Source organism: Exiguobacterium aestuarii, assembly GCF_020171655.1.
GTDB classification, from domain to species: domain Bacteria; phylum Bacillota; class Bacilli; order Exiguobacteriales; family Exiguobacteriaceae; genus Exiguobacterium; species Exiguobacterium aestuarii_A.
On the sequence record NZ_JAIVAC010000001.1, the window covers coordinates 488965 to 511980 of the forward strand.

Genomic DNA, 23016 nt, shown 5'->3' on the forward strand with positions numbered 1-23016 from the left:
ATGGCAAAAGAGAACAATAAACGAGGCAAACAAATGATTGTGGCGTTAGTCCTCATTCCAGCAATCTTCATACTAGTCGGCGGAATGGTCGTCATGAATTATGCGATGGATCGTCCACTTCTATCTGTACCGTTCCTACAAGTTAGCGAGGAAGAAAAGTCATCAGAAACGCCTGAGACGTCTGAGGCGAAAGTGAACGTGACGGGCATCGACAGTGACGCTACGAACCGGTTGAAAGCAGCAAACAATGAGATTGAGAAACTTCGAAATGAGAATGTGGAACTGACGAATGAAGTGAAAGCGAGACAAGAAGAGATCACCGATTTAATTCGAGAACGTGACCGTCTCGTCTCCGAACTTGCAGCAGCCACAACGGAAGAGGAAAATTCATCTGACATTTCCAGTGTGTATGAAGAGATGTCTGCCAAACAGGCGGCGGCCATCATGGGAGAACTAGAGAGTCCGCAAGTGGCCGAACTGTTGAAAGAACTATCACCGAAGCAACAGGCTGATATTTTAGGTCGGATGAATGCGCAACAAGCTGCGGTTGTGACGCAGCTTCTCCAATGAACATGAGAAGGGAGGACCCACATTGAATATTGCGTTACTAACTCAAGCCATTCAAGGTTCAACGACTCGTACCGGAGTAACGGAAGGCGAATCACAGGGGGCAGGCGGTTTTTTAAGCCTCTTATCCGCCATGCTTGCCCCAATGCAAGGCTCCGGGGAGCAAGCAGGGCTTCCTCAACTTGAAGAAGGCGCATTATCTGAAGAACTCATCGACCTCGAAAAAGTGGCGCAGGAACTTGAGACATGGTTTCAAAAACCTGAAACTTTGAAATGGCTCAAATCACTTCCACAAGATGCGTATCGGACATTTATGGATGCATATGTAGGTGTACTCGGACAACTGTCTACGTCATCTGGAAATGTTGATTCAGCTCTTCCAAGCGTTGCTCAAGCGGTCGCAACAAGTAGTGACATCGTCCAAAAGACGGATTTGTCTGCAAAAACAGGGTTGACACAGGCTGTCCCGAATCAAGAGCTTGGAAAGCAGATCCAAACGATTCAACGGGTGATCACACAGTTTAATGGACCAGCCGGCAATATGAAGGAAGTTCCCGTTCTACCACAAGTTGAAACCGTGAAAGTGGCGAAAACGCTCCCTCAATCAAGCAGCGTGGATTGGTTACCGAAAGGCATGAACTGGTCACGACCACAAATTGATGTAGAGACTGTTATGTATGCTTCGAAAGGATCATTGCCTGAAAACTTACAGGCGAGAATTGAGTCCGCGCTTCAAAAAGCACCGTTTTCGAGCGGAGCGGACGGTTCGAAAGTGTTTACGGTACGTCTATATCCAGAACAGCTAGGGGAGCTCGTCGTCAAGCTTGAACGACATAACGGGGAACTCGTAGTCAAATTGTTCGCAAGCAATCAAGAAGCAAAACAACTGATTCAGTCACAAGTTCAGCAGTTGCAACAAACGTTAACGCCTCATTCCCAAAACGTTCGCGTCGAGGTCAACTTGACACAACAAGCACTCGATGCGAAGTCGACGATGCCAGACGGTTCCGAGCAACCGGAACAGGAGCAACCGCAGGAACAACCAAAAGGAGGATCTGAGGATGACGAGCATCCAGCCGAAGACGAATGATTTTACTTTGCCAGACCAGTCGCTTCCGAAAGCGACGAATCAATATGACAAGGACATGTTTATGAAGTTGCTGCTCGCTCAAATCGCGAATCAGGACCCGATGTCACCGATGGAAGACCGTGAGTTCATCGCTCAGATGGCGCAATTTTCTTCACTAGAACAAATGCAAACGATTTCGAAACAACTCGATTCTGTTTTGGTTGACCGTCATATGGCCTCGATTTCTGAATTCAGTAGCATGATCGGTAAAACGATTGACTATAGTTCGGAATCGAGTGAAGAAACGACAAAAGGCTCAGGTCGTGTCGTCTCGATTTCACGATCTGATTTAACTGGATACATGGCCGACCTTGAAGACGGCACATCGGTCAGCGTGTACGATATCACTTCCATCAAATAAGCATAGGGGGAAATTATTATGTTAAGAGCAATGTACTCAGGAATCAGTGGACTGAAGAACTTTCAATCTAAGCTAGACGTCGTCGGGAACAACATTGCGAACGTCAACACGTTTGGTTACAAAAAGGGTCGTGTCACGTTTAAAGACCTCGTCAGTCAACAAGTCGGTAGTGCGTCAGCTGGTAATGCAACAACAGGTGGTGTAAACCCGAAAGAAGTTGGTCTCGGAGGCACGATGGCGACTGTCGATAACGTGTACAACCAAGGGGCGATGCAAAACACAGGACGTGCCCTTGATGTCGGGATTTCAGGTGAAGGATTCTATGCGACGATGGTCAATGGACAAATTCAATACACAAGAGCAGGAAACTTCTATACGGATAACCAAGGAAACTTAGTTACAGGGGACGGGACATATTTAATCGGTTCACAGACGAATAATTTACCAGTAGTAGCTGGAGTCACGGCTACTCCAACTGGTGTGGACCTGAATGATGACTTAGATCAACCATACTTACCTACAGAAGCAGGTGCTCAAACAAACCAATACGGGCGAATCAAGATTCCGACAGATGCACGATCGCTTTCAATCGGAAAAGATGGCCAAGTCAGCTTCGTTGCAGCAAATGGAGAACTTCGCATTGCTGGATATATCGTCACTGCAAACTTCTCGAACAACGCTGGTTTATCAAAAGTCGGTGCTAACAACTTCGTACAGTCTCAAAACTCCGGAGCACCACAATTTGGCGTACCTGGCTCTGATGGTCGTGGAGAACTTGTCTCCGGTGCACTCGAAATGTCGAACGTCGACCTTTCTGAAGAGTTTACGGAAATGATTGTGGCACAACGTGGTTTCCAGGCGAACACACGAATCATTACAACGTCAGATGAGATTCTTCAAGAACTCGTCAACTTGAAACGCTGATGATTCGCGTCACGGCATTTCGGGGTGAGGAATTCGTGCTCAACGCTTTGCTCATCGAAACGGTGAAAGCAGAGCCCGACACGATTATCCAATTATTTAATGGCAAAACGTATCTCGTGAAAGAAACGAAAGATCAAATCATTGAACGAACTGAAGCCTTTTACCGCTCAATCGGTTTAGTCGGAACGATGTTCACAAGAGGTGAAGAAGATGAGTGAAGAAGAAAAGAAAAAAGGTGGCGGCCTGAAGGTTGTCATCATCTTACTAGTCGTCCTACTTGTCATGGGCGGAGCCGGCTTCATGACATATAAATACGTGTTCGGGGATAACGTCACCGCTAAAACGAAACCGGTTACTGCCGAAGAATTGGCGGAACGAAGCTTCACGACCGATGACATGACGACAAACATTCAAGATGAGCGTTTCATCAACGTTCAATTTACGATTGTCACAGATTCTTTGGAAACAAGAGAGAATCTAGAGTTACGCAAATTCCAAGTACACAACGTCATTCTCGGGGATTTGGCTGGAATGACAAAAACACAGTTGGCAACAAAAGAAGATATGCAAAAGTTTGAACAGACACTACGAGAACAACTTAATGGACTGCTTGAAGAAGGTGAAGTCCAACGCGTCTATATGACGAAGAAAATTATTCAGTGAGGTGGCATCATGGGAGAAGTACTGTCTCAACAAGAAATTGATGCCTTACTATCTGCACTAAGCAGTGGGGATGTCGAAGCGGATTCCTTTCTTGCACAAGAGGAAGAAAAGAAAGTTCGGCAATACGACTTCAAGCGAGCCGTCCGATTTTCAAAAGATCAGATTCGCAGTTTGACTCGAATTCACGAGCACTTCACTCGCATGTTAACGACGTTCTTCTCGGCCCAACTTCGCACATATGTTCAGTTTTCCGTCAACTCGGTCGAACAATTACCGTACGATGAATTTATTCATTCTATTCCGAGTATGACGATGATCAACTTGATTGAAGCGCCACCGTTAAACGGACGATTCATCATCGAGGTCAATCCGAACATTTCTTATGCGATGCTCGATCGTTTACTCGGCGGTCCTGGTGTCGAGATGGACAAAATTGAATCGTTCACCGAAATCGAGATGCGTATTTTGACGCAATTGTATAAGCGTGCCTTTTCAACGTATGGAGACGCGTGGGAATCGATTGCGGAAATTAAGGCGGAAATGTCTGCAGTGGAAGTAAATCCGCAGTTTCTACAGCTCGTTTCACCAAACGAGACGGTCGTCCTCATCTCGATCGGAGTGACAATCGGCGAAGTGAGCGGAACGATCAACGTTTGTCTTCCATTCGTGACAATCGAACCGGTCTTGTCAAAGTTGTCGAGTCATTACTGGATGCAGGAGGCGAATCGTCGTAATGCGAGTGAGTCAAGCAAAGAACCACTCAAAGCCCAGTTGATGAACTCGACGGTCGAGGTCGTCTCGTTACTAGGAGAAACGACAATCACGTTTGGTGATCTGTTGCACCTTGAAGTTGGGGACTGTTTGGCACTTGATCAAGTGGCGAAAGAACCTCTATCCATCATGGTAGGGGAGAATAAAGTATTTAAAGGGCAAGTCGGTGTGAGCGGGAAGCGGATGGCGGTTCAGGTGCTTCACCGTGTGAAGGAGGAAGAGCAATGAGTGAAATGCTGTCACAAGATGAAATTGACGCGTTACTACGTGGGACAAGCGACAGTACGCCGACGCCAAAGGCGGAAAAAGAAGAGCACCTAGATTCGATGGAAAGCGATGCTCTCGGAGAAATCGGAAACATCTCGTTTGGGAATTCTGCAACGGCATTGTCGACGTTGCTACAACAAAAAGTAGAAATTACGACACCGGTTGTCAGTGAAGTGAGAATCGAAGAGTTGCGTGAACGTTATCCGACGCCTCATGTGGCGTTACGTGTCGGTTACACGGAAGGGATAAAGGGTGAAAACGTCCTCGTCTTGACTCGCGAAGATGCGGCCATCATCTCTGATCTCATGTTAGGTGGAACGGGAGAGAACGTCGATCCTGAAAGCCTTGATGAGATTCGCTTATCAGCTGTTCAAGAAGCGATGAACCAGATGATGGGTGCTGCCGCGACATCTTTATCGACGGTGTTCTCGAAGAAGATTGACATTTCTCCACCACTTGTCGAGGTGTTTGATGCGACGAAGAACCAAACCATTATCGACCGCCTCGAACTTTGGGAGACAATGGTGCTCATTGAGTTCAATCTCAAAGTCGGTAATTTGATTGATTCAACAATTGTTCAAATTGCACCAATTCAATTTGGAAAACAGTTGGTCGACGAATTGATGAAAGCGACTGGTGAGGCACAAACGGCAGTGGAGCCTGTAAAAGAACAGCCGAAAGCCGAGGCACCGAAACCTCAGCCACAGGCGCAACCACAGGCACAACCACAGGCGCAACCACAACCACAACCGGAAAAGCAAAAATCGATGCCAGAGGTCGCGGTAAGCCAAGCAGAATTCATGCCGCTCCAATCACCGGCTCCGCAAGAGTCCGTGCCGGCGAACTTAGGGTTACTGTATGACGTTCCGTTGAACGTAACCGTCGAACTAGGCAGAACGAAAAAATCTGTCCGGGAAGTACTCGAGCTATCACAAGGTTCAATCATCGAACTCGACAAGCTAGCAGGCGAACCGGTTGATATTTACGTCAACCAACAGCGGATTGCTAGAGGAGAAGTAGTTGTCATTGAAGAAAACTTTGGGGTACGTGTAACAGAAATTATTCAACCGCATGAGCGGATTGGAATCGTTTAAGGAGGAAATTAGAATGAGTGCAAAAGTATTAGTAGTAGACGACGCAGCGTTCATGCGTATGATGATCAAGGATATTTTGACAAAGAACGGATATGACGTAGTAGGTGAGGCAGAAAACGGAGCTGACGCGGTCGTGAAATATCGTGAGCTCACACCGGACCTCGTCACACTTGATATCACGATGCCAGAGATGGACGGACTTGCAGCATTGAAAGAGATTCGTAGTTTCGACTCGAACGCAAAAGTCATCATGTGTTCAGCGATGGGGCAACAAGCGATGGTCATCGATGCGATTCAAGCAGGTGCGAAAGACTTCATCGTCAAACCGTTCAACGCAGAGCGCGTCATCGAAGCGGTTTCTAAAACGGTCGCACAATGAAGAAATGGTGGTTGATTATTCTTCTCGTGGTCGGTCTTTATATTCCGACCACGGTTGAGGCCGCCACCGTAGACCAACAATTCGAGCAAAAACAGACAGAAGAATTGGAAAGTAACGTTCCAACGACAGCGTCAACGATTGGGAATGGCGTGAAAGTCGTGTTGAGTCTCGTAGTCGTGGTCGGCGGTTTCATCGTCTTGATGCGTTGGCTCGGTTCCAAAACACAAGGTGTGAAAGCGACTCAGCATATGAAACATCTCGGAGGCGTCCCACTCGGAAAAGACCGTTCCGTCCAACTCGTGAAGCTTGGAGATCAAGTCTATGTCCTCGGCGTCGGGGAATCGATACAATTGATTGATCGGCTCGATGCGGAAACGATGGACGAAGAGCAGTCAGAGCCTTTATCACTCCGAACGGCGAATTCGAATGCATTTTTGGATACCTTTAAGAAACAACTTGCTCAACTAGAAGAAGTGAGGAAGAAGTCATGACAACGTTTGAGCAATTAATAAATTTAGAGACACCAGACAGTACATCTACATCGATCAAACTCTTGATTTTACTGACGTTATTGACACTTGCACCATCTTTTTTAATTTTGATGACGTGCTTCACACGTGTCGTCGTCGTCTTATCTTTCATTCGACCGGCGCTCGGTACACAGCAAACACCGCCAAACCAGTTGATTGTCGGATTGGCCTTGTTCATTACATTGTTCGTCATGTCTCCCGTTCTCTCTGATTTGAATGAGAACGCATTAAAACCTTATCTCGATGATAAAATCTCACAAGATGAAGCGTTTGATGAAGCGAGCGGAACGATGAAAGAATTCATGTCGAAATATACGAGACAAGAAGATTTGCAACTCTTTTTGAAGTATGGGAACTACGAGCAACCTGAATCACTTGATGATGTACCACTTCTCGCGCTTGTCCCGGCTTATGCGATTAGTGAATTGAAGACAGCCTTTCAAATCGGATTCATGATTTTCTTGCCATTTTTAATTATCGATATGGTCGTCGCGAGTGTCCTCATGTCGATGGGGATGATGATGTTACCACCGGTCATGATCGCATTGCCGTTTAAATTATTGTTATTTGTATTGGTCGATGGCTGGCACTTAATTGTGGAATCATTGCTTAGAAGTATGTAGGGGGAACGGACATGACACAAGAAATGGTCATTTACTTGGCAACAGAGAGTGTGTGGACATTATTAAAAATTTCAATGCCATTGCTACTCATTTCACTGATTGTCGGTCTCGTGATCTCGATTTTACAGGCCACGACTCAAATTCAAGAACAGACGCTTTCGTTCGTTCCAAAAATCATTTCGGTCTTCATCGGTCTCGTCATCTTCGGACCATGGATGCTTCAACAAATTGAAGGATTTACGCGACTGATTTTTGAGCTGATGGTCGAGGTTGCGTCGAAATGAATGCGGTCGACTTCATCAGTATGTACGGTCTTACGTTTGCGCGACTTTCTGGCTTTTTTGTCAGTGTCCCTCTGTTCTCGACGAGACAGTTGCCGGTTATGCATCGCGTCGGATTCAGCGCGTTTTTAGCGTATTACGCAATGTTCACATTGACTGAGCCAATCGTGATGACGAATGCGTTCGTCCTGCAAGTTGTCTATGAAGTCATGATTGGACTGTTACTCGGTCTATTGATTAATATTCTCTTTTTTGCTCCGCAGATTGCCGGTGGGGTCATCGATCTTCAACTCGGTTTGGCGATGGCTTCCGCATATGATCCGATGTTTGGCGGACAGTCGCCACTAATTGGACGATTTTATTATATTTTTACGCTGTTCATTTTATTGACGAGTAATTTACATTTACTCCTGATTGACGGTATATATTACAGTTTTCAAATCTATCCACCTGGTCAACCGATGATTAACTTCACGGAAGCTTCACTCATGATGGCAGTGAAAGTCGTTACGATGACGATGATGGTCGCCTTACAATTGGCTTTGCCGATGATGGCATCATTACTGCTGGTCGATTTGGCACTTGGTTTTTTAGCGAAATCGGCGCCACAGTTCAATATCTTTGCCATCGGCTTTTCGTTTAAACTCATTGCCGGATTTGCCGTCATGGTGTTGTTAATGGGATTGACATTGACAGGAATTAGTCAGTTCATTCCGCTATTACAAGATGTGATGCACGACTTTATGCTCATACTAGGAGATGCCTCATGAAGAAGTCTCTATATCCTTTATCGGTCAACTTGCAGTTTTTTGCAGGTGAAAAAACAGAAAAAGCGACACCGCGTAAGCGAGAGGATTCACGAAAGAAAGGGCAAGTCGCCAAATCAGCGGATTTGACGGGGGCATTTGCACTCTTTGCCATGTTTCTCATGCTATCTTTTTTCGGACCGATGATTGGGCAACAGCTGCTATCACTCATCGGAGATTTACTCAGCCCGCAATATTTACTCTTCAATGTATCTGAGGGCATGTCGGGTATGGTCATCGACTTGATGCTTCGAGTCGGATTGATTTTGGCTCCATTCTTCATCGTCGCTGTCGTGTTCGGGATTCTCATCAACTATTTACAAGTTGGAACGCTCTTTTCTTTGGAAGCAATCCAGCCAAAGCTCGAACGGATCGACCCGATTAAAGGGGTGAAACGGATTGTCAGCATGAAAGCGGTCGTCGAATTTTTAAAGTCCTTATTCAAATTTTTGATTATCCTGACAACCGCTGTTGCTGTCCTTTGGCAAAACCAAAAAGAATTGTCCCGTATGGCCGTCGAGCAGATTCGAGAATCCATTGTCGCGCTTGCGGGTATCACGATTGAGCTTGGGCTCTGGGTAAGTGTCGCCTTGCTCGCACTCGCATTGCTTGACTTTTTTTATCAACGATTTGATTTCGAAAAATCGATTCGAATGTCAAAGCAAGACATTAAAGACGAGTATAAAAACTCGGAAGGTGACCCACTCATCAAATCCAAGATTAAGCAGCAACAACGGGAAATGGCGATGCGACGGATGATGCAAGAAATTCCGAATGCCGACGTCGTCATCACAAACCCGACCCATTACGCGATCGTCATCCGCTACGATGACACGAAAGATTTTGCGCCGCTCGTTGTCGCAAAAGGGGTCGACCGAGTCGCCTTTCATATTCGAGATGTCGCAAAAGAGCACGATGTGGCGATTGTAGAGAACAAGCCGCTCGCACGTGCGCTTTACGCACAAATCGATATTGGAGAAGTGGTGGACGAATCATTCTATCAAGCAATCGCGGAAGTGCTCGCGTTCGTCTATCAAATGAAGCAACCGTCTTGAGGAGGAGTATGTGTTGGCAGTAAAAGCGAAAGACTTTGCAGTTTTGATTGGTGTCTTGATGATTGTCATCATGCTGATCATCCCGTTACCAGGCTTTTTATTAGACTTTTTAATCATCGTAAATATTTTAATCGCCCTCATGATCTTACTTGTGGCGATGAATGCCAGAGAAGCGCTCGACTTCTCCGTATTCCCTTCTCTCTTATTGATTGTGACGTTGTTTCGTCTCGGATTGAACGTATCGACGACCCGCTCGATCCTCTCAAACGGGTATGGAGGGGAAGTCATTGCGACGTTTGGTGACTTCGTCATCGGAGGAAATGTCCTTGTCGGATTCGTCGTCTTCCTGATTCTCGTCATCATTCAGTTCGTCGTCATCACAAAAGGTGCCGAGCGTGTATCTGAGGTATCCGCCCGCTTCACACTCGATGCGATGCCAGGGAAACAGATGGCCATCGATGCTGACTTGAACTCCGGATTGATTGATGACAAGGAAGCGCAGATGCGTCGCCGTAAAATTCAAAGTGAGGCGGACTTCTACGGTTCGATGGATGGGGCATCCAAGTTCGTCAAAGGGGATGCCATCGCCGGAATCATCATCGTGACGATTAACTTGATCTTCGGAATCATCATCGGCGTCGTTCAAATGGGACTACCGGTCGGGGAGGCGTTCCAAACGTTCTCGCTCATGACGATCGGGGACGGACTTGTCAGTCAAATTCCGGCACTCTTGATTTCAACAGCGACCGGGATCATCGTGACCCGTGCCGTCTCAGACGGCAATTTAGGGGAAGATGTCATCGACCAGCTCGGTCAAAACCCATCGCTTCTCTATATCGCAGGCGGCATCGTCTTTTTGCTCGGATTCGTGTCACCTCCACTTATTCCAGTGACGATGATCATCGCAGGTACGGCGTTCTTCGGAGCTTATACGATGCGACGAAACATCCGGCAGGCGACGGAGGAACCGATCATGGAAGAAGAACCTTCGATGGCTCCGACAGAATCTGTTGTCTCGCTCTTACAAATCGATTCGATTGAATTCGAGTTCGGATACGGCTTGATTCCTCTTGCGGATGAGTCACAAGGCGGTGACTTGTTAGATCGTGTCGTCATGATTCGTCGTCAGCTTGCACTCGAACTCGGCTTCATCTTGCCGACGGTTCGTATTCGCGACCATTTGCAACTCTCACCGAACGCGTATCGCATCAAGGTGAAAGGAAACGTCGTTGCAGAAGGGGAGTTGTTACTCGACCACTACTTGGCGATGAGCCCAGGGATTGAAGACCCAGAAGTATATGGAATTGAAACGACGGAACCGGCATTCGGACTTCCTGCCCTTTGGATTGATGAGGAGACACGGACGCGAGCTGAAATGAGTGGGTATACGGTCGTAGACCCACCATCCGTTGTCGCGACACATTTGACCGAAACGCTGAAAAAACATGCCGCCGATTTACTCGGTCGTGAAGAAACGAAACAACTTGTCGAGCACTTGAAGGAAACTCATCCGGTTCTTGTAGAAGATGTCACGCCTTCAGTCCTTTCAATCGGTGAGATTCAAAAAGTGCTACGTCATTTATTACAAGAGAACGTATCGATTCGAAACTTGCCTCTCTTGTTCGAGACGATGGCAGACTACGGAAAGGTAACGAAAGATGCAGAAATCCTCGGGGAATATTGTCGCCAAGGATTGTCACGTCAGCTGACCGATCAAGTCAAGCCACCAGAAGGTCCATTGTATGTGGTTACGTTAGGTGGTCAGACGGAACAGACCGTTCAAGATGCCGTACAGAAGACCGAGTTTGGGAACTATTTGGCGCTCGATCCGGAGCAAGCACGTGAGATCATCGAGCGTACGGGAGAACAATTGTCGATGTTCGAACGCTACGGTGCGTCAGCGGTGATTTTATGTTCACCAACGATTCGATTGTTCGTCCGACAATTGCTAGAACGATACTATCCAGATGTGCCTGTTTTAGCCTATAACGAGTTACTCAGTTCCGTCGAAGTGAAAAGTATTGGGGTGATTTAAATGCAAATTAAAAAATTTACAGCGAAAACGATGGCTGAGGCGATGACGAAAGTGAAGCAAGAGCTAGGTGATGAAGCGGTCATCCTCAATTCGCGGCAAGTAAAGACCGGATGGTTTGGTTTATTCGCTTCGAAACAAGTGGAAGTCATCGCCGCACTCGAAAAAGAGAAGGCGGTCACGAAGCCAAGGCGACCCGACTCGGTTCGACCAGAGCCGACGTCAGCACCTGCATCTGCACCAACGCCATCACCTCAAGTACCGTCAACACCTCGTATGGTAGGAGGGACAGCACCAAGGCTCCACTCGTCACTGCAACACATTGACGCGTTACTTTCGACAGAGTCGTTCGCAGAAGAGTCATGGGAAGAGACGTTGAACGAGCTGTACTATACGACGAAATCAGTAGAGGTAGCCGAACGATTCGTGTATGAGCAAGTCAAGTCATCCTTTATTGACCCACCTGAAGCGAAGCGTTATGTCATGCTCGTTGGACCGACGGGTGTCGGGAAAACGACGACCCTTGCCAAGCTAGCTGCGCATTTCAAATTAACAGAAGGCAAAACGGTCGGACTGATTACGACAGATACGTATCGAATTGCGGCCATCGAACAGTTGAAGACGTATGCAGAAATTATGAGTATCCCCGTTGAAGTAGCGTATGACTTTCATGACTTTAAGCGAGCGAAGCAATTATTTGCCCGAAAAGATATTGTATTGATCGACACGGCAGGTCGAAATTTCCGAGACCCAGCCTACGTGGAACAATTTCACGAACATCATGACTTCACGGAAACGAGTCTCTCGCTTGTATTGAGTTTGACATCCAAAATGAAAGATATGGACATGATTTATTCCCAATTCGAATCACTCCCCCTCAGTTCGCTCATCTTCACAAAAGCGGATGAGACGAGTGACATCCACGCGATGTATCGAATGGTGAAAAAGAGTGACTTGCCTGTCGCATGGATGACAGACGGTCAAGAAGTGCCAGATGATTTGATTCGAGGAGATGCGGAGGCATTGACGAAACGGCTGTTCGAGAAAGAAGGGTGGGCAAGATGGACCAAGCAAGGCGTTTAAGAGCAATCAATGATGTCCATCCGACGACCATCGCTTTTGCGAGCGGGAAAGGCGGCGTTGGAAAGACGAACGTTTGCGTCAACACGGCCATCGCCCTTTCGGAACTCGGGAAACGGGTGTTGATTGTCGACTTTGATATCGGCATGGCCAACGTCCATATCTTGATGAACGCAATGAAGTCGAGAACGATGATCGAGTCCGTAAAAGCTCGTATTCCATTGGCTGCAGCTGTTCAGAAAAATGTGCATGGTGTCGATATATTACATGGAGGGAGTGGACAAGAGCAACTCGTCCATCTCTCAGATGATGACATGCAATTTCTCATGCGAGAACTCGAAGTACTGACCGCATATGATTACGTCCTCTTCGATATGGGCGCGGGGGCGACGGACACCTCCCTGCAATTTATTGCGGGGTGTGATGAAATGTTTTTGATTTTAACACCGGAACCAACTTCGCTCATGGACGGATACGCATATACAAAACTAGTGCATCATCAATATCCCGACTTACCACTCGGCGTCATCGTGAACCGAGCGCAGTCTGGAGAGGAAGCACTGCAATGTTTCGAACGGATGGAAGTCGCATGCAAGCAGTTCTTAAATAAGACGATTCGATTCCTCGGATTTTTACCGGATGACCCTTCAGTCCGAAAGGCAGTCATCGCACAAGTCCCGTTTTATCAATACAATCGAAAAAGTGATATTAGCTGGCGACTCGAACGAATTTTGACAACGCTTACGGGAACGCCTCCAAAACCACGTCACTTGATGGACCGTTTGATGGGGAACTTACGGAAACAATGGAACCGAGTATAACGACAGGGAGGCAAAGAAGATGGACGTGAACGAATACTTAGGGTTGTTTTTAGATGAATCCCAAGAACATATCCAATCAATCAACACACAGTTACTTAAGTTAGAACAGTCGGGTGGGGCGGATGTCGTTCAAGAGATTTTCCGGTCTGCGCATACGTTAAAAGGGATGTCCTCGACGATGGGGTACGAACACGTGGCCAATTTGACGCATGAGATGGAAAGTGCACTCGACCTTGTGCGTGGCGGTAAAAAAGAAAGCAACCAACTTTTGTTGGACACGATGTTCATCGCGATGGAACAGATGGAGGACATGATTGCTGACATTGAGAACGGCGGACGAGGTGCGAACGTGGACGTTTCTGAAACGGTCGCTGCCTTCCAATCGTTTATCGGTGGAAAAGAGGTTGTGGTTACTGAGGTAAAAGAGTCAAATACATTCGAAGTCGACCTTTATACGAATTCAGTAATCGACCAGGCGAAACAAACTGGGTTTGAAGCGTATCAAATCACTGTAAAACTATCAGACGCTGTCGTCTTAAAAGCGGCTCGGGCTTACATGGTGTTTGATCGCCTTCAAGAACTCGGTGAAGTGGTACGGACACATCCGGAAACAGAAGAAATTGAACAAGAGCAATTCGACTTGTCGTTTGACGTCTTGTTCCTCTCACAAGAGACAGCGGAAGTCATCGAACACGCCATCGCCCAAGTATCGGAAGTGGAACGTGTCGAAGTCAATGTGTTCACAGTGGCGTCAGAAAGCGAACCAGAAGTCGCAGTGACAGCCGAAGCGGTAGTCCCAGAACCAGTAGTGCAGACAGCTGCAGACCAGGAAGAAAAAGAAACGAAAGATACGAAAGAACAAGTTGCGGCCCAGGCACAAGCGAAGACGATTCGTGTCAACTTGGAACGAATCGATCGTCTCATGAACTTGTTCGAAGAATTTATCATCGATCGTGGGCGTTTGGAACGACTCGCTGACGAGGTGGGGCAACCAGAATTGAATGAAACGGTTGAAAAAATCAAGCGGGGTACGAACGAACTGCAATCTCTCGTCTTGACACTTCGCATGATGCCGATTGAGCAAGTGTTCAATCGCTTCCCACGCATGGTTCGCTCGGTCGCGAAAGAAATTCATAAGAAAGTTCAATTGGATATTTCGGGTGCGGAGACAGAACTTGATCGGACGGTCATCGATGAAATTGGCGACCCGCTCGTTCACTTGATTCGGAATGCAATCGATCATGGAATCGAACGCCCTGAAGTTCGCGTGAAAGCAGGCAAGCCGGAACAAGGCATGCTAGCCCTCCGCGCTTATCATGGCGGTAACCGCGTCTTCATTGAAATTGAGGATGATGGTGCCGGCATCAATGTCGACAAAGTTCGCTCGAAAGCATTAGAACGTGGCGTCATTTCGGATGAAGAGGCGACCATGATGTCTGAGAACGAGCTGGCGATGCTGATCTTCGCCCCAGGCTTCTCGACAGCAGATGTGGTAACGGACCTTTCAGGTCGTGGTGTCGGACTCGATGTCGTCAAAAATAAAATCGAGTCGCTCGGTGGTGTCGTTTCATTAGAGACGGTCGCGGGACAAGGAACAAAATTCCAGGTCAGCTTGCCACTCACCCTCTCCATCATCTCGGCCATGCTCGTACAAGTCGGCGAGGAATCGTATGCGATTCCGTTGTCATCGATTCTTGAGACAACCTTACTTGATGAAGCGGATATTTTGACGGCGCATCGTGAGCGCGTCTTTGATTTCCGTGGGCAATTGGTTCCACTCGTCTACTTAAAAGAAATGTTTGGGATCGAATCAGAGACGAAATCCCAATTCCCGGTCGTCGTCGTTCGAAAAGGAAACAAACTCGTCGGCGTCGTCGTCAACGATTTGATTGGTCAACAAGAAATTGTCATGAAACCGCTCGGTACGTATCTTGAAGGGATTCCAGCTATCTCAGGTGCGACCATACTTGGTGACGGTCGCGTCGCCCTTATCGTAGATAGTAATGATCTCTTTTAAGGAGGAATTTGGATGGAACAGAAATGGGTAGTCTTTTCACTTGAAGAAAATACGTACGGGATCGATGTGCAGTCGGTCCGTTCAATCGAGCGGCTTCAGCCGATCACACGCGTCCCGAACGCCCCGTCACACGTGAAAGGGGTCATCAATCTTCGAGGTGTCGTCACACCGGTCATCGACCTTCGTTTACGCCTCGGTTATGAAGAAATCGAACCGACGGATGAGACGCGTATTTTAATCGCATCATTGAATCAAGGGGATGCGGGTTTCATCGTCGACCGCGCAAACGAAGTGGTCGAAAGTGATGAAGTGCGGATTGAACCGATTCCTGAATCGAGTCGCGACATGATCGCAGCACACTTGACAGCAATCGCTAAAGGGGAAGATAAACTCTTCTCACTTCTCGATGCGAATGCGTTGTTTGAGGAACAGTATGCTGAGTGAGTTTGAGCAAGACTTGTTAAAGGAACTGGGAAATATAGGGTCTGGTCATGCGGCTACTGCGTTATCCGCCATGTTAGCCAAACCGGTGAATATCACGGTCTCCTCGGCTGAAATGGAGCCGATCTCGTATTTACCTGATCGAGTGGGGGGTCCGGAGCGACACGTCGCTTCGGTGCTACTCGAGTTAGATGGTGAGATTCGCGGCATGATTCTTATTTTATTTGCCGTTGAGGACGCCGAGCAGATGGTGTCGACACTGATCAGCATGCCATTCTCGTTCCAATCTGGTGATGAACTCGGACAATCGGCCTGGGAAGAGGTCGGGAATATTATGAGTGGGGCGTACGCACGTGCATTAGGGGATTGGTTGCAGACTCCAATCATGATTCAAGTACCGGCAACCGCCATCGATATGGCAGGATCAATCGTCGAGTTTGTCGTCACATCGGTTCAACCCGAGGAAGACGCCGCACTGTATATCGATACGACCTTTATGATTGATCAAAAAGTAAGTGCAGGACATGTGTTGTTCCTACCAACACATGGTTCGCTCAAACGCATTCAAGAACGGTTGCTTGGCAATGGCTGACGTATTAAAAATCGGCATCGCCGAATGGAAACAAACGACGGCACCGAATCGGTTACGGACAGCCGGACTTGGTTCGTGCGTAGGTGTCATCTTATATGACACTCGTCTCCAATTGGCAGCGATGGCGCATGTCATGTTACCCGACTCGACCATTGCGCGGAAGAATCAAGCGATTGAAGTAGGAAAATATGCGGACACAGCCATCGATACGCTCGTCCGTTCTCTCAAACGAGAGGGAGCGACGCGGTTACAAGCAAAAATGGCTGGTGGGGCACAAATGTTTCAATTCAAATATGAGAATGAAGCGATGCGAATCGGCGAACGGAACGCCGAGGCGATTCGTCAAGCATTAAAGGTTCATCGGATTCCGCTCGTGGCCGAAGATTGTGGCGGTCATAACGGACGGACGATTGAGTTCGATGTTGCGACATCGGTCTTATCGATTCGGACGGTGAGCGTAGGTACGAAAGAACTATAAGGGGGGATCGACATGACGACTCATCTTACACAGTTGTGGGATCGCTGGAATACGGACCGTGATATGGATACAGCAAACGAATTACTAACACATTACGAGTTTCTCATCCACTACCACGTACAACGGATGATCGTGACGCTTCCAAAGAGCGTCGAACGCGACGAATTGAAAAGTTTGGGTTACATGGGATTGTACGATGCCCTTATGAAATATGATCCAGAGCATAATAATAAATTTGATACGTACGCTGCGTTTCGAATTCGAGGAGCCATTATCGATGGATTGCGCAAAGTAGACTGGTTACCTCGTTCGGTTCGTGAGAAAGTGAAAAAAATCGATCAGGTAGCAGAACAACTTGAGCAATCACTTCATCGCGCTCCGACGAAGAATGAGTTGGCGACTGCTTGTGATCTTCCTATTTCAGAAATCGAACGAACGATGGCAGAAGGGTATTTCGCCAACATGTTGTCGATCGACGAGGCCGTGACGTTACAAGAGGAAGGCAAAGTCATGTCAGTCACGTACTTCGACCCGGACTCCGAAAAACCGGAAGACACACTCCTTCAACGAGAGTTGATTGACGTGCTCGCGACAGAAGTGGACCATCTATCGGAAAAAGAACGGCTCGTTGTATCGTTATTTTATTTTGATGAATTGACATTGACTGAGATTGGGGAAGTGCTCGAACTATCGACTTCCCGCATTTCTCAAATTCATTCAAAGGCCTTGAAGACGTTGAAACAAGCGCTTGGACGGTCCTATTTAGAAGAAAAGACATCGTGAGGAGATGAACAAGTGTATATTGTGTATGTAGTAACGGCTTGTTTGGTTGCTTACGGTTTTTTATTCGGGTACCGTCAAGTCCAGACGTTACAAGAACGGGTTGAGCGGCTCGAACGAGAGAAACAGGAGACGGAGACGTTGCTTCTCTCGTTCATGGAGTCGATGAACGACCTTGTCACGAAAGAACCGGTAGAGCGTAAAGTGGACGTTCATCAGGAGGATGTGTCCGTGCCCGTTGAAACAAAAGCGGATGTCGTGTCAAACGACTTAGATGAAGACAAGTCAAAACCGTCAATTGACGTAGACGATGTGTTACTGCGCCACTCGGTTCGAGACGCGGCACGCATCCTCGGAAAAGGGGAAGGTGAACTCGCGCTATATGCGAAACTTCGCAAAAAGTGAGAGTTGCCGGATTTCGTGACATATGCTATAGTAGTTCTCGGTGTTAAACACATCACACACGTCTCGGGATGATATTCCTCGGTGCCGAAAGGTCGGAATACAACAATGAACGAGGCGGAGGACTTTTTTAAACCACAAGGAGGAAATTTATCATGGCAGTAATTTCAATGAAGCAATTGCTTGAAGCTGGTGTACACTTCGGTCACCAAACACGCCGTTGGAACCCAAAAATGGCGAAATACATCTTCACAGAGCGTAACGGGATCTACATCATCGACCTTCAAAAAACGGTCAAAAAAGTAGACGAAGCTTACAACTTTGTTCGTGAACTCGCGGCAGAAGGCGGAAACGTCCTCTTCGTAGGTACGAAAAAACAAGCTCAAGATACAATCAAAGAAGAAGCAATCCGTTCTGGTATGTTCTTCATTAACGAGCGTTGGTTGGGTGGAACACTCACTAACTTCTCAACAATCAAAAAGCGTATTAACCGCTTGAAGCAACTCGAAAAAATGGAAGAAGACGGCACGTTCGAAGTACTTCCTAAGAAAGAAGTCATCATCTTGAAAAAAGAAATGACTCGTCTTGAGAAGTTCCTCGGCGGAATCAAGGATATGCCTGGTGTGCCTGACGCCCTCTTCATCGTTGACCCACGTAAAGAGCGTATCGCAATCGCGGAAGCTCACAAATTGAACATCCCAATCGTTGCGATTGTCGACACAAACTGTGACCCAGATGAAATCGACTACGTTATCCCAGCGAACGACGATGCAATTCGTGCAGTTAAATTGCTCACTTCGAAAATGGCAGACGCAATCATCGAAGCGAAGCAAGGTGAAGAAGAAGTTGCTGAAGAAGCTGTAGCGACAGAAGCTGAAGCTACAGAAGCTGAGTAATCAGTGAGACAATAGGTGATAAAGGGAAAGCCTTTTATCACCTTTTTTTAGGACAAGTATTCAAAAAGCCTCGTGCTTTTTCTTAAAATTCGTAAGTTTTACAAGGAGGAATTTCCGATGGCAGTTACAGCAGCAATGGTAAAAGAACTTCGTGAAAAAACAGGAGCAGGAATGCTCGATTGCAAAAAAGCACTCGTTGAAACAGACGGTGACATGCAAGCAGCAATCGACTTCCTTCGCGAAAAAGGAATCGCTAAAGCAGCAGCAAAAGGTGATCGTATCGCCGCTGAAGGTTTGACAGCAGTAGCAGTTGAAGGCAACAAAGCTGTGCTCGTCGAAATCAACTCAGAAACAGACTTCGTTGCGAAGAACGAGAAGTTCCAAACACTCGTCAACAACGTAGCAAAAGCAGTACTCGCTTCAGGCGCAACAACTGCAGAAGCAGCACTCGCAGCTGATTACGAAGCAGGCAAAACGCTTGAAACGTACATCCAAGAAGAAGCTTCTACAATCGGAGAGAAAATCTCACTCCGCCGTGTGGCTGTTCTTGAAAAAGCTGACGACGCTGTATTCGGTACGTACCTCCACATGGGTGGTCGCATCGGTTCTGTAGTCGTAATCGACGGCACGTCTGACGAAACAGTTGCAAAAGACGTTGCAATGCACGTTGCAGCAGCACGTCCACTTTACGCGACACGCGATGAAGTATCAGCTGAAGAAATCGACCGTGAGAAGAAAGTCTTGACTGAGCAAGCTCTTAACGAAGGCAAACCTGCTAACATCGTTGAGAAGATGATTGCTGGTCGCATGAACAAGTACTTCGAGGAAATCTGCCTCGTAGACCAAACGTTCGTAAAAGACGGCGACTTCAAAGTTGGTAAGTATGTAGAATCTAAAGGCGGGAAAGTCAACTCATTCGTACGCTTCGAAGTAGGAGAAGGTATGGAGAAACGTGAAGAGAACTTTGCTGAAGAAGTTATGAACCAACTTAAAAAATAATCTGCGTCATCGTATATGATGCATTCAAAATTGGGAACACGTCTTTATAACCTTGAGTTAGTTCGTTAAGGGAGCGTGTTCCCTTTTTTCAAGCAAGAGGAGGCAAAGTTATGGAACCGAAATATAAACGAATTGTGTTAAAATTGAGTGGAGAAGCGCTCGCTGGAGATCAAGGTTATGGGATTGACCCTAACATTGTAAACTCAATCTCAAATCAAATTAAAGAATTGATCGAGATGGGTGTAGAAGTGGCCGTGGTTGTTGGTGCCGGAAACATTTGGCGTGGAAAGACGGGTAGTGAACTTGGAATGGACCGGGCAAACGCAGACTACATGGGAATGCTCGCCACTGTCTTAAACTCACTTGCCCTTCAAGACAGCCTTGAAACGTACGGTGTCCAAACGCGTGTCCAAACATCAATTGAAATGCGACAAGTTGCTGAGCCATACATTCGTCGCCGTGCAATGCGTCACCTTGAAAAAGGTCGCGTCGTCATCTTTGCAGCGGGTACAGGAAACCCATATTTCTCAACGGATACGACAGCTGCGCTTCGCGCTGCTGAAATCGAAGCCGATGTCATTTTAATGGGTAAAAACAATGTGGACGGCGTATACTCTGCCGATCCGAAATTGGATGCCACTGCAGTGAAATATGATACGTTGTCTTATCTTGATGTCTTAAAAGACGGGCTTCAAGTCATGGACTCAACGGCAACATCACTCTGTATGGACAATCACATTCCATTGATTGTATTCTCATTGCTTGAAGAAGGTAACATTAAACGTGTCGTACTCGGGGAACATATCGGGACGGTAGTAGGAGGAGTCAATTCATGAGTGTCAAAGAAGTATTGCAAACAGCTGAAGAAAAAATGGAAAAAGCGCACACGTCACTGAAACGTGATTTTGGTACGCTTCGCACTGGCCGTGCCAGCGCATCGATTTTGGATCCTGTTCAAGTTGATTACTACGGTGTTCCGACACCACTCAATCAAGTAGCAAACATCAATACACCAGAAGCGCGCTTGCTCTTGATTCAACCATGGGATAAATCAATGGTTTCAGAAGTAGAAAAAGCGATTCAAAAGGCAGACCTCGGCTTGTCTCCATCTTCTGACGGAACAGTCATCCGTTTGGCGATTCCTGCCTTGACGGAAGAACGTCGTAAAGAATTGGTTAAAATCACGAAGAAATATGCGGAAGAGGCGAAAGTCGCTGTCCGTAACGTTCGCCGTGATGCTAACGAAAACTTGAAAAAACTCGAAAAAGATGGCGAGTTAACAGAAGACGATCTCCGCGGATATGCAGATGACGTTCAAACGTTGACGGATTCGTATATCAAGAAGATTGATGAATCTGCAGCAACGAAAGAAAAAGAAATCATGGAAGTGTAATCACGGAAGTGGTATACCAAAAAGCTGTGTGGGGACCCTTTTTCTGAGAGGGTCCTTCTTTCATACAATCAGGAGGATAACAGAATGTTTAAATGGGTGAATCCTAAAACAAAAATCGAGGCAGAATTAAGTGTTCCTGAGCACGTAGCCATCATCATGGATGGAAATGGACGTTGGGCCAAAAAACGTGGTCTCCCTCGCATCATGGGTCACCGAGAAGGGATGAAGTCAATCCGTGAAGCGGTTCGGACAGCGCAAGAACTCGGGATTCAATCACTGACGCTTTACGCGTTTTCTACGGAAAACTGGACTCGTCCGGAAGAGGAAGTCTCGTTCTTGATGAAGTTGCCGAAACAATTTTTAGAGACCGATTTGAAAGAACTTCATGAACAAAATGTTCAGGTGCTCGTCGCTGGGGACACGACGAAGCTTCCACGCGAGACGCGGGAGGCTGTCGATCAGGCGAGAGAACGGACCGCTACAAATACAGGGTTGAAACTCGTCTTCGCACTCAACTACGGTGGTCGGGATGAGCTCGTCCAAGCGATGCGTAGCATTGCCGAGGATGTACGGTCTGGTATGATAGTACCAGACGCCGTGGATGATCAGTTAATCGGTGAACGACTCATGACTCACGTTCAAGATGTGGATCTCATCATTCGTACAAGCGGTGAACAACGACTGTCAAACTTTTTACTTTGGCAAAGCGCATATGCTGAACTCCACTTCACAGAAGTATTGTGGCCGGAATTTAAGCGTGAGCATTTTGTAGAAGCGATTGAATCTTACAACGCGCGCACGCGACGTTTTGGTGGGGTGTAACATGAAGACACGAATTATTACAGGCCTATGGGCGGGCGCAATCTTTATTACCGTCATCGCACTCGGTGGTAACGCCTTTGTTTCTTTAATGGGGATTCTCGCCCTCATTGGATTGAGCGAATTCACATTGATGCGAAAACATAAGCTGTTGGCGTTCCCATTTTTAGTGACATCGCTCCTCGTTGCTTTCCCGTTCGTCTTGTTGTTACTGGAAACGCGAATCGTCACGGGCGAGATGCCGTTCACGATTGAACAGTGGCTCGTATTAGGGCTTGTGTTATTACTGTTTTGGACAGTCGTCACAAAAAATCGATTCACGTATGAAGATGCTGGGTTCTATTTTGTATCCGCTGTCTACTTGGTCGTCGGTTTCTCAAGTTTCGCACTCGTACGCCTGTCTGACGACGGGTTGTCGAAAGTGTTGCTCATCTTGTTTATGATTTGGGCGACGGATTCTGGAGCCTATTTCACTGGGAAAGCGTTCGGGAAGGCAAAATTATGGCCATCGATCAGCCCGAATAAGACGATTGAAGGGGCAATCGGCGGAATTGTATCGGCCATTGTACTCGGTATCATCTTCGTCTGGATCGATCCGATCTTACCGGTATTAGAAGTGATTATTTTAGCCATTGTCGTTGCCGTCGTCGGACAGCTCGGTGATTTGGTACAATCCGCTTATAAACGTCAGTACGGAGTAAAAGATTCAGGTCATCTCTTACCTGGGCATGGAGGAATCCTTGACCGGTTCGACAGTATGATTGCGGTCTTTACCGTCATTTGGGTGTTTAATCTGCTATAAGAAGGAGTGTCGAG

General features: G+C 47.1%; 29 protein-coding genes. All 29 read left to right on the forward strand.

Features of this window, described 5'->3' with window-relative positions; translation table 11 throughout:
- The 29 genes from LCM29_RS02530 (at position 1) to LCM29_RS02670 (ending at position 23002) form a co-directional block, all read left to right on the forward strand.
- Entirely contained in the window at positions 1 to 570 is a 570-nt protein-coding gene (locus LCM29_RS02530) for a MotE family protein (RefSeq protein WP_224860673.1), read from the forward strand.
- Between the two features lie 22 nt (positions 571 to 592).
- Positions 593 to 1657, forward strand: a complete 1065-nt coding sequence (locus tag LCM29_RS02535) for a flagellar hook-length control protein FliK (protein WP_224860675.1) — start codon at positions 593 to 595, stop codon at positions 1655 to 1657.
- Entirely contained in the window at positions 1629 to 2057 is a 429-nt protein-coding gene (locus LCM29_RS02540) for a flagellar hook capping FlgD N-terminal domain-containing protein (protein ID WP_214691822.1), read from the forward strand. Before LCM29_RS02535 ends, LCM29_RS02540 begins: the two co-directional genes overlap by 29 nt.
- An 18-nt stretch (positions 2058 to 2075) precedes the next feature.
- Positions 2076 to 2981, forward strand: a complete 906-nt coding sequence (gene flgG, locus LCM29_RS02545) for a flagellar basal body rod protein FlgG (RefSeq protein ID WP_224860677.1) — start codon at positions 2076 to 2078, stop codon at positions 2979 to 2981.
- On the forward strand, positions 2981 to 3199 hold the full coding sequence (locus LCM29_RS02550; RefSeq protein WP_031421671.1) for a flagellar FlbD family protein: 219 nt from the start codon (positions 2981 to 2983) through the stop codon (positions 3197 to 3199). The genes flgG and LCM29_RS02550 overlap by 1 nt, the downstream gene beginning before the upstream one ends.
- Complete coding sequence (locus LCM29_RS02555; RefSeq protein WP_214691824.1) at positions 3192 to 3644, forward strand: flagellar basal body-associated FliL family protein; 453 nt, start codon at positions 3192 to 3194, stop codon at positions 3642 to 3644. The genes LCM29_RS02550 and LCM29_RS02555 overlap by 8 nt, the downstream gene beginning before the upstream one ends.
- A 9-nt stretch (positions 3645 to 3653) precedes the next feature.
- Complete coding sequence (gene fliM, locus LCM29_RS02560) at positions 3654 to 4643, forward strand: flagellar motor switch protein FliM (RefSeq protein ID WP_074034699.1); 990 nt, start codon at positions 3654 to 3656, stop codon at positions 4641 to 4643.
- Entirely contained in the window at positions 4640 to 5776 is a 1137-nt protein-coding gene (gene fliY, locus LCM29_RS02565) for a flagellar motor switch phosphatase FliY (RefSeq protein ID WP_224860679.1), read from the forward strand. Before fliM ends, fliY begins: the two co-directional genes overlap by 4 nt.
- Before the next feature lie 13 nt (positions 5777 to 5789).
- Complete coding sequence (locus LCM29_RS02570; RefSeq protein ID WP_074034690.1) at positions 5790 to 6155, forward strand: response regulator; 366 nt, start codon at positions 5790 to 5792, stop codon at positions 6153 to 6155.
- Positions 6152 to 6646 (forward strand): flagellar biosynthetic protein FliO, encoded by a 495-nt coding sequence (locus LCM29_RS02575; protein WP_074034689.1) that lies wholly within the window; start codon positions 6152 to 6154, stop codon positions 6644 to 6646. The genes LCM29_RS02570 and LCM29_RS02575 overlap by 4 nt, the downstream gene beginning before the upstream one ends.
- Positions 6643 to 7308: a flagellar type III secretion system pore protein FliP gene (gene fliP, locus LCM29_RS02580; RefSeq protein ID WP_074034688.1), complete on the forward strand. Its 666-nt coding sequence runs from the start codon at positions 6643 to 6645 to the stop codon at positions 7306 to 7308. The genes LCM29_RS02575 and fliP overlap by 4 nt, the downstream gene beginning before the upstream one ends.
- Before the next feature lie 11 nt (positions 7309 to 7319).
- On the forward strand, positions 7320 to 7592 hold the full coding sequence (gene fliQ / locus LCM29_RS02585) for a flagellar biosynthesis protein FliQ (protein WP_015881403.1): 273 nt from the start codon (positions 7320 to 7322) through the stop codon (positions 7590 to 7592).
- Positions 7589 to 8359: a flagellar biosynthetic protein FliR gene (gene fliR, locus LCM29_RS02590; protein WP_214745446.1), complete on the forward strand. Its 771-nt coding sequence runs from the start codon at positions 7589 to 7591 to the stop codon at positions 8357 to 8359. The genes fliQ and fliR overlap by 4 nt, the downstream gene beginning before the upstream one ends.
- On the forward strand, positions 8356 to 9450 hold the full coding sequence (gene flhB, locus LCM29_RS02595) for a flagellar biosynthesis protein FlhB (RefSeq protein WP_224860681.1): 1095 nt from the start codon (positions 8356 to 8358) through the stop codon (positions 9448 to 9450). Before fliR ends, flhB begins: the two co-directional genes overlap by 4 nt.
- A 13-nt stretch (positions 9451 to 9463) precedes the next feature.
- Positions 9464 to 11485, forward strand: coding sequence for a flagellar biosynthesis protein FlhA (gene flhA / locus LCM29_RS02600; protein ID WP_263600777.1), 2022 nt, complete (start codon positions 9464 to 9466; stop codon positions 11483 to 11485).
- A complete protein-coding gene (locus LCM29_RS02605) occupies positions 11486 to 12565 on the forward strand; it encodes a flagellar biosynthesis protein FlhF (RefSeq protein ID WP_224860683.1) in 1080 nt (359 codons plus the stop codon).
- Positions 12544 to 13383, forward strand: a complete 840-nt coding sequence (locus LCM29_RS02610) for a MinD/ParA family protein (RefSeq protein WP_224860685.1) — start codon at positions 12544 to 12546, stop codon at positions 13381 to 13383. The genes LCM29_RS02605 and LCM29_RS02610 overlap by 22 nt, the downstream gene beginning before the upstream one ends.
- 19 nt (positions 13384 to 13402) lie before the next feature.
- Positions 13403 to 15400, forward strand: coding sequence for a chemotaxis protein CheA (locus tag LCM29_RS02615; protein ID WP_224860687.1), 1998 nt, complete (start codon positions 13403 to 13405; stop codon positions 15398 to 15400).
- Between the two features lie 12 nt (positions 15401 to 15412).
- On the forward strand, positions 15413 to 15844 hold the full coding sequence (locus LCM29_RS02620) for a chemotaxis protein CheW (protein WP_214783739.1): 432 nt from the start codon (positions 15413 to 15415) through the stop codon (positions 15842 to 15844).
- Positions 15834 to 16433, forward strand: a complete 600-nt coding sequence (locus tag LCM29_RS02625) for a chemotaxis protein CheC (protein WP_224860689.1) — start codon at positions 15834 to 15836, stop codon at positions 16431 to 16433. The genes LCM29_RS02620 and LCM29_RS02625 overlap by 11 nt, the downstream gene beginning before the upstream one ends.
- Positions 16426 to 16911, forward strand: coding sequence for a chemotaxis protein CheD (locus LCM29_RS02630; protein WP_074034679.1), 486 nt, complete (start codon positions 16426 to 16428; stop codon positions 16909 to 16911). Before LCM29_RS02625 ends, LCM29_RS02630 begins: the two co-directional genes overlap by 8 nt.
- Before the next feature lie 12 nt (positions 16912 to 16923).
- Positions 16924 to 17694: a FliA/WhiG family RNA polymerase sigma factor gene (locus tag LCM29_RS02635; protein ID WP_224860691.1), complete on the forward strand. Its 771-nt coding sequence runs from the start codon at positions 16924 to 16926 to the stop codon at positions 17692 to 17694.
- Positions 17695 to 17706: 12 nt separating this feature from the next.
- Positions 17707 to 18096: a hypothetical protein gene (locus LCM29_RS02640; RefSeq protein ID WP_224860693.1), complete on the forward strand. Its 390-nt coding sequence runs from the start codon at positions 17707 to 17709 to the stop codon at positions 18094 to 18096.
- A gap of 152 nt (positions 18097 to 18248) precedes the next feature.
- A complete protein-coding gene (rpsB, locus tag LCM29_RS02645; protein ID WP_015881415.1) occupies positions 18249 to 18989 on the forward strand; it encodes a 30S ribosomal protein S2 in 741 nt (246 codons plus the stop codon).
- Between the two features lie 117 nt (positions 18990 to 19106).
- Positions 19107 to 19988 carry a translation elongation factor Ts gene (gene tsf / locus LCM29_RS02650; RefSeq protein ID WP_074034676.1) on the forward strand — a complete coding sequence of 294 codons (882 nt, stop codon included), beginning with the start codon at positions 19107 to 19109 and terminating at the stop codon, positions 19986 to 19988.
- 110 nt (positions 19989 to 20098) lie between these two features.
- Positions 20099 to 20824, forward strand: a complete 726-nt coding sequence (gene pyrH, locus LCM29_RS02655) for a UMP kinase (RefSeq protein WP_214740153.1) — start codon at positions 20099 to 20101, stop codon at positions 20822 to 20824.
- Entirely contained in the window at positions 20821 to 21381 is a 561-nt protein-coding gene (gene frr, locus LCM29_RS02660; protein WP_074034674.1) for a ribosome recycling factor, read from the forward strand. Before pyrH ends, frr begins: the two co-directional genes overlap by 4 nt.
- Positions 21382 to 21465: 84 nt before the next feature.
- Positions 21466 to 22203 (forward strand): isoprenyl transferase, encoded by a 738-nt coding sequence (locus tag LCM29_RS02665; RefSeq protein ID WP_224860695.1) that lies wholly within the window; start codon positions 21466 to 21468, stop codon positions 22201 to 22203.
- Position 22204: 1 nt separating this feature from the next.
- Entirely contained in the window at positions 22205 to 23002 is a 798-nt protein-coding gene (locus tag LCM29_RS02670; RefSeq protein WP_224860696.1) for a phosphatidate cytidylyltransferase, read from the forward strand.
- Positions 23003 to 23016: the final 14 nt, after the last annotated feature.